11 protein-coding genes are annotated in these 12,715 nt (G+C 61.7%); 7 read left to right on the top strand and 4 right to left on the bottom strand.

The genetic code is table 11. The features are described 5' to 3' along the window. Position 1 precedes the first annotated feature (1 nt). From RAK07_RS08425 to RAK07_RS08395, 7 genes are read left to right on the top strand one after another with little or no spacing between them, the layout of a single operon-like run. Positions 2-805 (top strand): response regulator, encoded by an 804-nt coding sequence (locus RAK07_RS08425; protein ID WP_305732392.1) that lies wholly within the window; start codon positions 2-4, stop codon positions 803-805. 54 nt (positions 806-859) lie between these two features. Next, positions 860-2,188 carry a response regulator c-di-GMP phosphodiesterase, NosR family gene (nosR, locus tag RAK07_RS08420; protein WP_305732391.1) on the top strand — a complete coding sequence of 443 codons (1,329 nt, stop codon included), beginning with the start codon at positions 860-862 and terminating at the stop codon, positions 2,186-2,188. Between the two features lie 16 nt (positions 2,189-2,204). Further along, entirely contained in the window at positions 2,205-2,852 is a 648-nt protein-coding gene (locus tag RAK07_RS08415) for a GTP-binding protein (protein WP_305732390.1), read from the top strand. Beyond that, positions 2,849-4,156 (top strand): sensor histidine kinase, encoded by a 1,308-nt coding sequence (locus RAK07_RS08410; protein ID WP_305732389.1) that lies wholly within the window; start codon positions 2,849-2,851, stop codon positions 4,154-4,156. The genes RAK07_RS08415 and RAK07_RS08410 overlap by 4 nt, the downstream gene beginning before the upstream one ends. A 3-nt stretch (positions 4,157-4,159) precedes the next feature. Beyond that, positions 4,160-6,562 (top strand): ATPase, T2SS/T4P/T4SS family, encoded by a 2,403-nt coding sequence (locus RAK07_RS08405; RefSeq protein WP_305732388.1) that lies wholly within the window; start codon positions 4,160-4,162, stop codon positions 6,560-6,562. 18 nt (positions 6,563-6,580) lie between these two features. Then, positions 6,581-7,153, top strand: a complete 573-nt coding sequence (locus RAK07_RS08400; protein WP_305732387.1) for a response regulator — start codon at positions 6,581-6,583, stop codon at positions 7,151-7,153. Further along, positions 7,150-8,487, top strand: a complete 1,338-nt coding sequence (locus tag RAK07_RS08395) for a PAS domain-containing sensor histidine kinase (RefSeq protein WP_305732386.1) — start codon at positions 7,150-7,152, stop codon at positions 8,485-8,487. The genes RAK07_RS08400 and RAK07_RS08395 overlap by 4 nt, the downstream gene beginning before the upstream one ends. Before the next feature lie 13 nt (positions 8,488-8,500). Here the strand turns inward: RAK07_RS08395 and RAK07_RS08390 are convergent, their stop codons facing one another. The 4 genes from RAK07_RS08390 to cdaA form a co-directional block, all read right to left on the bottom strand. After that, a complete protein-coding gene (locus RAK07_RS08390) occupies positions 8,501-9,703 on the bottom strand; it encodes a cofactor-independent phosphoglycerate mutase (RefSeq protein WP_305732385.1) in 1,203 nt (400 codons plus the stop codon). Positions 9,704-9,840: 137 nt separating this feature from the next. Continuing rightward, entirely contained in the window at positions 9,841-10,560 is a 720-nt protein-coding gene (locus RAK07_RS08385; protein WP_305732384.1) for a pyridoxine 5'-phosphate synthase, read from the bottom strand. Positions 10,561-10,565: 5 nt separating this feature from the next. Further along, positions 10,566-11,921, bottom strand: coding sequence for a phosphoglucosamine mutase (glmM, locus tag RAK07_RS08380; RefSeq protein ID WP_305732383.1), 1,356 nt, complete (start codon positions 11,919-11,921; stop codon positions 10,566-10,568). Positions 11,922-11,954: 33 nt separating this feature from the next. Next, a complete protein-coding gene (gene cdaA, locus RAK07_RS08375) occupies positions 11,955-12,710 on the bottom strand; it encodes a diadenylate cyclase CdaA (protein WP_305732382.1) in 756 nt (251 codons plus the stop codon). Between the last annotated feature and the right edge of the window lie 5 nt (positions 12,711-12,715).

Below are 12,715 nucleotides of genomic sequence, written 5' to 3'. Positions count from 1 at the left end.
AATGGACGCCTACACTATGCCAGTACGCATACTCTGCGTTGATGACGAGCGCAACGTTCTCCGCTCCCTGGAGCGGATATTTCTGGATGATGACTACGAGATCGTCCTTGCCGGTTCTGGCGAAGAAGGCCTGAACGTGCTGAAAGAGGCAGGAAATACGTTCCAGGTGGTCATATCTGACTACCGGATGCCGGTCATGAACGGTGTGGATTTTCTCAAACAGGTCTTTGCCCTGTGGCCGGACACGGTCCGGATCGTGCTGTCCGGCTATGCCGATGCCGGGGCCATCGTGGCTGCCATCAATGAAGGACATATTTACAAGTTCATTCCCAAGCCCTGGAACGACGACGAACTGCGGGTCACCATCCAGAATTGCCTGGAACGGTACTTTTTGCTGAAACGCAACCAGGAACTGCTGGATGAACTGACTGAAGCCAACCAGGTCCTGGAAGAAAAGGTCAGGCAGCGGACCGAGGATCTGGAGCTGCGCAACAAGGCCCTGGAGTTTTCCCAGACCATGCTGGGCAACCTGCCGGTGGGGGTGGTGGGGATCGATGAAAATGGTTTGATCGTGCACTGCAATACGATCGCTGCCGCCATCATGGCCCAAGCCTGCGGAGATTTCTTTGGCGCCGATATCCAGAGCTGCTGTGATCATCGGATCAACAGCCTTGTCACCAGGATACGGCAGGAAAAGTCAGTGGTTGCGCACGAGACGTTTTGCGACCGTACCTGGCATATTCTGGGACGCACCGTCATGTTCTGCAACAGTGAAGCAGTGGTACTGGTTTTTCTGGAAGTATGAGCATACGGCATAGCAGACAGAGTGCCGCTGACTGACCGCCTCACGGAGAGTTACATGGATCAACAACCCCAGCAACCCGTTTCCCCCTCCGTCCTGTTCGTGGACGACGAGGAGAATATCCTCAAGGCCATGGTCCGGCTTACCATGGACGAGGCGTTCTCGGTGGTCACGGCCACCTCCGGCCAGCAGGGGCTGGAGTGCCTGCAGCAGATGCCGGAGGTCGCCCTGATCGTCTCCGATCAGCGGATGCCCGGCATGAACGGTGCCGAGTTTCTGCATAAGTCCCGGGAATTAGCCCCTGATGCCATCCGGATGCTGTTGACCGGCTATTCGGACATCTCCGCTGCTGTCGATGCCATCAACAGGGGGGGGGCAAGTCGTTACCTCTCCAAGCCCTGGAACGACGACGACCTGCTGCAGACCCTGCGGGGAGCGGTGGAGACCTGGGAGCTGACCAGGGAAAACCGGCGACTGCAGGCGGTCGTCCAGGCCCAGAACGAAGAACTGAAGCAGTGGAACGAAAATCTGAAAAGCCGCGTGCTGCAGCAGACCACCGCCATCCGCAAGAAGGCCGACGATCTGAACGAAGCGCTCCTGCACCTGAAAGAGAACTACACCGGCATGATCAGCGCCTTTTCCAGCCTGGTGGAGTTGCGGGGAGGGCGGATGAAGCAACATTCCCGCAACGTGGCGGAGCTGGCCGCCCATGCCGCCCGCGAGTATGGGCTGATGCCGGAGGAACAGGAGACCATCAGGATCGCTGCCCTGCTCCACGACATCGGCGAGATCGGCATACCCGAGCGGATACTGGAGATTGCGCCGGATGTGCTCCCTCCGGACGAATTCCGCCTGTACGCCCAGCATCCGGTCCGGTCCCAGATGGCCATCGATCATATCGCCGACCTGCGGCCGGCCGGCGCCCTGATCCGCCACCACCATGAACAGTTCGACGGCAACGGCTTTCCGGACCGGCTGGCCGGGGACCAGATACCCCTGGGGGCTCGCATCCTTGCCTACGCCGACCAGCTGGACCGGGCCATTGCCGGAGGCGATAGCGCCGAACAGGCCCTGGCCCGGGTGGAAATGACCCTGGAGACAAAACTTGATCCGACCCTGCAGCGGGTTTTCCGCAAGGCGTTTCACTATGCCTACCCCGCCATGCCGGCGTTCGACGACCAGGCAACCGTCGAGTTGGAGTTGAAACCGGCGGAACTGAAGGCCGGCATGCTGCTGACTCGCGATCTTTACAGCGGCACCGGTCTGCTGCTCCTGGACCGCGGCACCGTGCTGGACGATTCCATGATCGTTTCGATCACCCGCTACTATCAGCTCGATCCCCCGGAGCAGGGGGTCTTTGCCCTGATCCGTACCTCCCAGGGGTGAGACGTCAGGTCCGGCCATGATCGAATTCGACGAACGCCGCAACAAACTGGTGCTGAAGCTGGTCTACTACGGACCCGCCCTTTCCGGCAAGACCACGAACCTGCTGTGCCTTCACGACCGGCTTGAGCAGGAGGGGCGGGGTGAGCTGATGATGCTGGACACCACCGAGGACCGGACTATCTACTTTGATCTGCTGCCGTTTTTTTACGAGGCACCGTCGGGCCTCAAGATCAAGTTGAAGGTCTTCACCGTGCCCGGACAGGTCCGGCACGACGCCACCCGCAAGGCGGTGCTGCAGCGTGCGGACGGCGTGGTGTTCGTGGCTGATTCCAGGACCGGCATGATGGGAATCAATGGGGAAAGTTTCGCCAATCTGGAGCAGAATCTGGCGCTGGTGGGACTTGCCATAGAAACGGTGCCGCTGGTGGTGCAGTTCAACAAGCGCGACCTGCCGGATATCGTTGCCGAGGATGAGCTCAGAGCCACCTGGAGGGAAAGCGGTCTGGCGGTCATGATGGCGTCGGCGTTGCAGGGGCAGGGGGTGATTGAGACTTTCGGCAAGGCGGTGGAACTGCTCTTTGATGCCGTTGATGCAAAACTGCACCTGCGGGAACGGTACGGGGTCGACCGCGCGGCATTCCTGCGGGCGATGGTGCGGCTATGAACGAGACCACACCCCACATATCCTTTGTCGTCGGCGAGGAAAAGCACCTTTCCCAGATCATCGGCCGGTCGGAGATTGAGCCGCTGCTGCACGGCGCCCTGGCAACCGGCATCAGCCGGGCAGCACTTCTGGATGCAGACGGCCTGCCCTTCTGCGAAGCCGGCGATCCCCATCCTCCGTCCCGGCCTGAACCGGCCGCCATCAGGCTGCCGATCAGGGTGGAGGGGGAGCCGCAGGGCACCCTGCTGCTTGAGATGGAGGCGGTGACGCCGCTGTTCGAGGCGGTGGCAAAGGTCATGCAGAACGCCCTGCAGTTGACGGTGACCAACAATCTGAAGCGGATGCTGACCACCGAGGTGCATACCAGCGTGGTCCAGGAGTCCTACGACCAGTTGGTGCTCACCAACCGCCAGCTGCTGGAGTCGGAACGCCGCTACCGCACCCTGGCCCGCGAACTGGAACAGAAAGTGGAAGAGCGGACCGCCGAGTTGCGCACGGCATACAACCGTCTCCTGCAGCAGGAAAAGCTTGCCGCCGTGGGACAGCTTGCCGCCGGCATGGCCCATGAAATCAACAACCCCATCGGATTCATCCGCAGCAACCTGGGCAGTTTCAGCAAGTACCTCAATCGTCTCGTTGAGATGCTGGGCGTATACCGTCGCCTGCTTGAGGAGGAAAGCTCAACCGCGACGATTCGCACGCAGGCTTCAAAACGCTGGAATGAACTGAAAATGGACTTTGTGCTGGAGGACAGCGCTGTGCTGCTGGGGCAATCTGTTGACGGGGCTGACCGCATCGCCCGGATCGTCGCCGAGCTGAAAGGCTTCACCTGCCTGGACGGGATGGAACAGAACAGCATCGATCTGAACCTGGAGCTTGAGCAGGTGCTCGCCTCCCTGGCCGGCAATTTTCCGCCGGACACGAAGCTGACCACCGACCTGCAACCGCTGCCGCTTTTCACCTGCCATGCACCGCTTGTGGCCCAGGCCTTCGGCAACATCATCGACAATGCGCTGAAATCCCGAAGCAGCGATCTGCAGCTGGCGCTGCACTCCCGCCTTGAGGGTGACGCCATTGTCATCAGCATCGCCGACAACGGTTGTGGTATACCTGAGGCGGATATCCCCCGCATCTTTGACCCGTTCTTCACCACCCGGCAGGTCGGCAGCGGCACCGGCATGGGACTTGCCGTGGCCCGCGAGATCATTGCCGGGGCAGGCGGCAGTATCGAGGTTACGTCCAGAACCGGAACCGACAGCGGCACCACCGTCCTGGTCCGGCTGCCCTCTTCGGAAAAGGGATAAGTCATGTCACGGTACGCACATCTCTTCAGGACCGCGGGAACCGACGTCGGGACAGCCGCAGAATCGGTCGATACCGATGCGGACAATCCGACACCCGAGCAGTTCTGTCTGCTCTTCGTCGATGACGAACCGGGAGTCCTGAGTGCCCTCAAGCGGATATTCCTTGAGGAGAACTACTCCATCCTCACCGCCGATTCCGGAGCAAAGGCCCTCCAGCTGCTGGCGCAGCAGCCGGTGCATCTGGTGATCTGCGACCACCGCATGCCCGGCATGACCGGCGCGGAACTGCTCAAGCTGATCAGGGAACAGTATCCGCAGACCATCAGGATCATGCTGACCGGCTATGCCGACGTCAATTCCATCATGGGGGCGGTGAAGGACGGGGCGGTTTACAAGTTCATCACCAAACCCTGGAATGACGAGGATTTGCGACTGACCGTCTCGCTGGCCCTGCAACAGTACGTGCTGATGCATGAAAACCGGCGTCTGAAGGAGCTGGCAAAACAGCAGCAGAACAAGCTCAGCAACTATGCCGGCCTGTTCGACGAAAATCGCGGCAGGCTGGGGGAAATCCTGGTGAACAGCGGTCTGGTGGGGCGGGAGGAGCTGGCTCTGGCCGTCGGCAGCCAGGAGGCGGGGGAGTTCCTGGGAGTCACCCTGGTCCGCCTAGGGCTGGTGACCGAACCACACCTGCTGGCGGCGCTGCAGAAGGCGCTGGGAATCGATCTGCTGGATCTGCGCGAACTGACCATTCCCCAGAACGTGGCCCGCTGCCTGCCCCGCGAGATCTGCGAAAAGAGCCACCTGCTGCCGGTCCGGCTGGAGGGGAGTCTGTTGACCATCGCCATGGCCGATCCCTCGGACATCCTCAAGTGTGACAACATCGCGCGGGTGACCGGTTTGCGGGTTACGGCCGTGCTGGCTCCCGCCGGTCAGATCAGCCAGCGTCTGCAGCAAGCTTGGGAACAGCAGGACGGCCTGGAGGAGATGAGCGGCCTGGAGCCGATGGACGAGATCGACATCGTGCTCGAGGAGGAGGAGAAGGAGGTGTCGGTCGAGGAGCTGATCGGCTCCTCGAAGGTGCCGCCGGTCATCCGCATCGTGAACGCCATCATTTCCGAGGCGATCCGCTACGGCGCCAGCGACATCCATATCGAGGCCAAGACCAAATACTCCCTAATCCGCTACCGGATCGACGGCATGCTGCACGCCAAGATCAGGATTCCATCGGACCTGCATGCCGCGGTGATCTCCCGCATCAAGATCCTGGCCAAGATGGACATCGCCGAACGCCGCCGCCCCCAGGACGGACGGATCACCGTCAAGTCCGGCACCCGTATCGTGGATATGCGGGTATCCTCCCTGCCTACGCTGAACGGCGAGAAGATCGTCATGCGGATTCTGGACAAGAGCGCCGCCATCAGGCGTCTGGAAGAACTGGGGGTGCTGCCGGAGGATATGAAGCAGATTGAGCTGGTGGCCCGCAAGCCGCAAGGGGTGATCATCGCCACCGGCCCGACGGGCAGCGGCAAGACCACGCTGCTCTACTCGCTGCTTTCCGCCATGATGAACCCCAGCAAGAACTTCGAGACCATCGAGGAGCCGGTGGAATACTTTCTGGAGGAAGCCAACCAGGTCTCCATCCACGAAAAAATCGGACTCACCTTTGCCCAGGTGCTGCGTTCAACCCTGCGGCAGGACCCGGATGTGATCCTGGTGGGAGAGATGCGGGACTTCGAGACCGCCGACGTCGCCTTCAAGGCGGCGCTCACCGGCCACATGGTGCTCTCCACCCTGCACACCAACAGCGCCATCGCCTCCATCACCCGGCTGATCGATATGGGGATCAAGCCCTTCATCCTGGCCTCGGCTCTGGAAGGGATCGTGGCCCAGCGTCTGGTGCGGCGTATCTGTCCGGACTGCCGGCAGACCACTGCTCCCGACCCGCAGCAGTGCGAACTGCTGCGGGTACCGGCCGGGTTCTTCGACAACGGCGTGGCCCGGGGAGCCGGCTGCAGCCGCTGTAACAACACCGGCTACAAGGGGCGGCTGGGGGTCTACGAGATCTTCGTGATGAACGACGACTACCGCCAGATGATCGGTACCAACTACCGGGAGTCCGAACTGCTGACCCTGGCCAGGGGTAACGGTATGCGTACCCTGCTGGAGGACGGCCTGGAAAAGGTGCGACGCGGCATGACCACCCTGGATGAACTGCTCCGGGTGCTGGGGCCGGCGGTGCGGATTGAGCGGTCCTGTCCCAGCTGTGGTTTCATGATGGACTCCCGTTTTCTGTTCTGCCCCCAGTGCGGGACCTTCCGCAGCGATCTGTGCCGTTCCTGCCATCTACCGCTGGAAAAGGGATGGCACACCTGTCCCTACTGCGGAACAGGGCGTGAGAAGTGACGACAAGGAGTGTACCCTATGGCTGCTGCAATCCTGCTGGTCGATGATGAAGCGAATGTCCTGTCCGCACTTTGCCGCGCCCTGATGGACGAGCCGTATGAGGTGGTTACGGCGCAAAGCGGAGAAGCGGCCCTGGAACTGTTGAAACGGCAGACATTCAAACTGGTGATTTCCGATGAACGGATGACCGGCATGCAGGGGAGTGAACTCCTGGCTGCCGTGCGGGAGCGTTATCCCGCTACGGTGCGGATACTGCTCACCGGCCATGCCACCCTTGAATCTGCCATGAAGGCGGTCAACCAGGGAGAAGTCTACCGCTTCTTCACCAAACCCTGGGACGACCTGGAGCTGAAGTTTGCCATCCGCGCTGCCCTTGAGAAATACGATCTTGAGGCGGAAAACCGGCGTCTTCTGGCCACCGTCAGGAAACAGGCCATGGAACTGAAGGTGCTGGAGCGGCGGTATCCCGGTATCAGCCGGGTTGAGAAGGATGCCCAGGGCAGTTTTCTGCTGCCGGACCTTGACGAGGCGGAACTGCAGCGACTGATGGATGAATGCGAACAGGAGGTCGGTGGGAGCGTGCGACCATGAACGGCATAACCAACCGGCAGGCAGCGCTGCGGGTCGTACTTATCTATTGCCTCTTCGGCATCGGCTGGATTCTCCTTTCCGATACCCTGGTACGGCTTCTGGTGACGGACCCCGATCTGCGCTACACGGTTTCCCTGTTCAAGGGATGGCTGTATGTTGCCTTCACCGCCCTGTTGCTGTTTCTGTTGGTCCGGCATGAACTGAAGCTGCTGGAGGCGGCGGAAGACCGGATTCGCCAGTTTTCCAGCTTGCTGGAGGATTCTTCCCAGCCCTTTGCCGTGGGGTATCCCGACGGTCTGATCGGCCTGCATAACCGCGCGTTTCAGGAGTTGGTCGGCTATACCTCTGAAGAGCTTGCCCGCATTCAATGGGCCACTGAGTTGACCCCTTCCGAGTGGTGGCTGATCGAGCAGGCGGCCTTGGATGAGTTGAACCGCACCGGTCAGCCGGTGCAGTACAAAAAGGAATATCGGCATAAGTCGGGCAGGCGGGTGCCGGTCCAGGTGTTCGTGCACCGCAAGATGCGTGATGACGGCAGTCTGCATTACTACTATGCGTTCGTGAACGATATTTCCGAGCTGAAGCGGCGGGAAGAGGAGTTGCAGCGGGCGCGGATCGCCGCCGAGGTGGCAGCGCAGGCCAAGACCATCTTCCTGCAGACCATGAGTCATGAGCTGCGTACGCCACTCAACGGCATCATCGGCGCGACCCAGTTGCTTGCCGATGAACCGCTCAGTCACGATGGCAGGGAATACCTTGAAATGGCGCGGCAGTCCGCCAGAAATCTTACGGCGTTGATTGCCGATATCCTGGACATGGCTGATATCGAATCCAATGCCCTGGTGCTGGTTGACCAGCCGTTGCACCTGCCGGAGCTGCTTGACTCCCTTGAACAGTTGTACCGCTACGGCGCTGACCGGAAAGGATTGACCCTTTCCTTTTCCATTGACGGCGCAGTGCCCGAAGCGGTGCTGGCCGACCGCAACCGGCTGGCGCAGGTACTGGCCAGTCTGCTCTCCAATGCCTGCAAGTTCAGCGAACAGGGAGCCGTTGTGGTGACGGTGGCCTACGATAAACTGCCGGAAGGGGGAATCCTGCTCTTCACCGTGCGGGACGAGGGGATCGGTATCAGCGCGGAGCAGCAGGCCGGCATCTTCGAGCTGTTTACCCAGGCGGACGGTTCCACCACCCGGGTCCACGGCGGCACGGGACTGGGACTTGCCCTGTGCAAGCGGCTGGTGGAGTTGATGGGGGGACGGATCTGGATTGAGAGCGCATCGGGGGAGGGGACCACGGTCCGCTTTACCCTGCCGGTGCGGCAGGATAAAGCCTGACCGGGGGCTCTGTTCAGGTGTCAGCCAGCAGCATCTCCATCAGGTGGTGCCCTTCCGCGACCACCAGCCCGGTCCCCCTGGCCTGGATCTCATCATAACCCGTCGCGCCGTTCCCTGTGGAACCGGAGGGGCGGTGGATGACAAACGGCACCGGGTCGCTGGTGTGGGTCTTGAGAGCGATGGGGGTGGGGTGGTCGGGGCAGCAGAGGATACGAAGGTCGTCGAACCGCCCCGCCTGCTCCAGCACCGTTCCCACCACCAGCCGGTCGAAATCCTCGATGGCCTGAATTTTGTGCTGCAGGTCGCCGTTATGGGAAGCCTCGTCCGGCGCTTCCACATGCACGTACACGAAGTCGTGCTTCTCCAGGGCGCTGAGCGCCGCCTCCGCCTTCCCCTTGTAGTTGGTATCGATATAGCCGGTGGCGCCGGGGACGTTGATCACCTGCAGGCCGGCGCAGACACCGATCCCTTTGATCAGGTCAACGGCCGAGATCACCGCCCCGCTCAGACCGAACTTTTCACGGTAGGAGGTGAGTTGCGGCGTTTTGCCGTGCCCCCAGAGCCAGACCGCGTTGGCCGGCAGCTCACCGCGCTCTTTCCGTGCACGGTTCACCGGGTGGGTGTGCAGCACCATCTGGGCGGCGTTCATCAGCCAGATCAGCTCGTCGGCACCGTCACCGGTCGGCAGGTGGCCGAGGATCGGCTTGCCGCTGATATCGTGGGGAGGGACCGCCTTCATCGTATCCTTACCGCCCCGCCAGACCATCAGATGACGGTAGCCGACACCGGGGAAGAACTGAAAGCGCTCGTTGCCCAGCTCCTGCTGCAGGGCCGCCACCAGCTGGTGCGACTCGTCGCTGCCGATATGTCCGGCTGAGAAATCCTCCATGTAGACTTTACCGCCCCGCGGATCAAGGGTGACCATATTCATGCGGAACGCCACATCGTCGGGGCCCAGAGAAATTCCCATGCTCAGCGCTTCCAGGGGGGAGCGGCCGGTGTAGCAGGTGCGGGGATCGTAGCCGAAGACCGACAGGTTGGCCACGTCGCTGCCCGGGGGAAGCCCTGCTGGCACGGTGTGGGCCAGGCCCATCAGGCCGTTGGCGGCCATACGGTCCATATGGGGGGTCTGTGCCGCCTGTAGAGGGGTTTTGTTGCCGAGTTCTGCAATGGGCAGATCGGACATGCCGTCGCCCAGAAGGATGAGAATCTTCATGACTGCCCTTCCGAATGTATTGAATTATTCATATACTATAAGCTTCGGCCTCGCAGAATGTCAATGCGGGAAGCCATAAAAAGAGGGCAACCACCTAGCGGCGCGGCTGCCCGTTCGCATCACCAGCTTCAGCCGGATCAGGGGTGTTTAAGCAGTGCCGCCATCTCCCGTACGGCGCGATCGAGTCCCACCAGCATCGCTCGCGAGATGATGCTGTGCCCGATATTGAACTCTTCGATCCCCTGCATGCCGGCCAGGGGGATGATGTTGACGTAATTCAGGCCATGGCCGGCATGGACCGTCAGCCCCAGTTCGTTGCCGAGGGTCACAGCCTGGCGGATCGATGCCAGTTCCCGCTGCTGCGTCGCGGCAGCGCGTGCTTCGGCGTAGCTGCCGGTGTGAATCTCGATGGCGTCGGCGCCGCAGTCCCGGGAAGCACGAATCTGGTCGGGATCGGGATCGACGAACAGGGAGACGATGATGCCGGCTTCGCGCAGTTCGCGCACTGCCGCCTCGATGATGCTCCGGTTGCCGATAACGTCCAGCCCCCCCTCGGTGGTCAGTTCCTGGCGCTTTTCCGGCACCAGGGTGCACTGTTCCGGCTGCACGCGGCGGGCGATGCTCACCATTTCGCCGGTGGCGGCCATTTCCAGGTTCAGCTTGGTCTGCACGGTACGGCGCAGGATTTCCAGGTCACGATCCTGGATATGACGGCGATCCTCACGCAGATGGACGGTAATCCCCTCGGCTCCGGCCAGCTCACCGATGGCTGCGGCGGTGACCGGGTCCGGCTCCGTGCCGCCCCGGGCCTGACGTACGGTTGCTACATGATCCACGTTCAATCCCAGTTTTGCCATTGCTTCTACTCTCCAATCTCGTTCTTCACCAGCTCGGCGATCTCGTTTGCCCAGGCGGTGATCTCGCCGTTGTCGGGGCCTTCCAGCATGATCCGCAGCAGCGGTTCGGTGCCGGAGTAGCGGATCAGCACCCGACCGTTGCTGCCCAGTTTTTCTTCCACCCCACCGATGGCAGTGGCTATGCTGGGGATGCTCATGATGTCGGTGCGTTGCTTGACGCGGACGTTGACCAGTACCTGGGGCAGAGAGGTCATCACCCCGGCCAGCTCGGAAAGCGGCTTCTGCGTGCGTCGGACAATGGCCAGCAGTTGCAGTGCGGCCAGCACGCCGTCGCCGGTGGTGCTGCAGTCCAGGAAAATCAGGTGGCCGGACTGCTCACCCCCCAGATTGTAGCCCCCCCGGCGCATTTCTTCCACCACGTACCGGTCCCCCACCGCAGTCTTGACAATGGAGCCGCCGGCACGGCGCAGGGCGATATCCAGGCCCATGTTGCTCATCACCGTGGCCACCAGGGTCTTGTGATTCAACTGGTTGCGGGCCAGCATGTCCGTGGCACAGATCGCCATGATCTGATCGCCGTTCACCTCGTTGCCGTACTCGTCGCAGACGATCACCCGGTCGGCGTCGCCGTCCAGCGCGATGCCGATATCGGCTGCATTGGCCTTGACCGCCTTGCTGATCACCTCCGGGTGGAGGGAGCCGCAGCCGGCGTTGATGTTGGTGCCGTTGGGGGTGGCCCCCAGCAGGATCACTTCCGCCCCCAGTTCTTCGAAGACCGCCGGCGCCACTTTGTAGGCGGCGCCATTGGCGCAGTCCAGCACGATTTTCATGCCGGACAGGTCCAGGTCCGCCGGGAAGGTGTTCTTCAGGAAGACGATGTAGCGGCCGGCGGCGTCGTCAATCCGGTAGGCCTTACCCACCTCACGGGCCGTCGGACGCAGGGAAGCCAAGTGGTCGCAGCCGATCAGGTTCTCGATCTCCTTCTCGATATCGTCCGGCAGCTTGAAGCCGTCGGCGGAGAAGAACTTGATGCCGTTATCCTGAAAGGGATTGTGGGAGGCGGAGATGACCACCCCGGCATCGGCCCGCATGGTGCGGGTAATGTTGGCGATGCCGGGGGTGGGCAGTGGCCCCACCAGCAGCACATCCACCCCCATGGAACAGATGCCGGCCACCAGGGCGCTCTCCAGCATGTAGCCGGACAAACGGGTGTCCTTACCGATGACAATGCGGTGCCGCCGGCCGTGGCTGCTCTTGAAAATGTAGGCCGCGGCCCGGCCCAGGTGCATGGCGGTTTCGGTGGTCATGGGATGGATGTTGGCCACTCCCCGTACGCCGTCGGTGCCGAACAGTTTTTTCACGCGCGTACTCCTTTGTACTTTGTGTGGATTGGGTCAGGCAGCATGCTGCAGCTCCAGCGATTTCCGCACCAGCCGCTTCAGGTCGGCCAGGTCGATGTCGTAGGTGATCCGGGCGTCATGGACGCAGGAAATCTTGCCGGTCTCCTCCGATACCACCAGCACCAGGGCGTCGGTGGCTTCGGACAGCCCCAAGGCTGCCCGGTGGCGGGTGCCGAAACTCTTGGCGATATCCGGATTGTGGGACAGGGGGAGCAGGCAGCCGGCCCGGGTGATCTTGCCCTGATTGATGATAACCGCTCCGTCATGGATGGGAGAGTAGGGCAGAAAGATCGAATCCAGCAGTTCGCTGGTCACCTTGGCGTCGATGTCAGTCCCCACCTGCAGCAGGTGTTCAACCGGATGCCGTCGTACCAGCACGATCAGGGCGCCGATATGCCGGCTTGCCAGCGAGGCGAGCGCCTTGAGAATTTCGTCAGTCATTTCGGTAATATCGTCGACGGAAACGGCGGAGAGCTTTTGTCTGCTTCCCAAGGCCAGCAGGCTGCGGCGCAGGTCCTGTTGAAAGATGACGGCCAGCACCACCGGCACCGAGAAGAAAATGGCATCCATCACCCGGATCAGGGGAGGGAGGGCGGCGAACCGGGCCACAATGGAACAGACCAGCAGCACCGACAGCACCACCAGCAGGCGCAGGGTGACGTCCCGTCTGATCAGCAGCGAAAAGCCGCAGACCAGCACGGTCAGCAGCAGGCTGTCGACAAGCCCCGATATGTCGAGGGGTGGAGTCATGGCGG

Source organism: Trichlorobacter ammonificans (assembly GCF_933509905.1).
Lineage (GTDB): Bacteria > Desulfobacterota > Desulfuromonadia > Geobacterales > Pseudopelobacteraceae > Trichlorobacter > Trichlorobacter ammonificans.
This window is presented reverse-complemented; position numbering and strand designations above follow the sequence as displayed.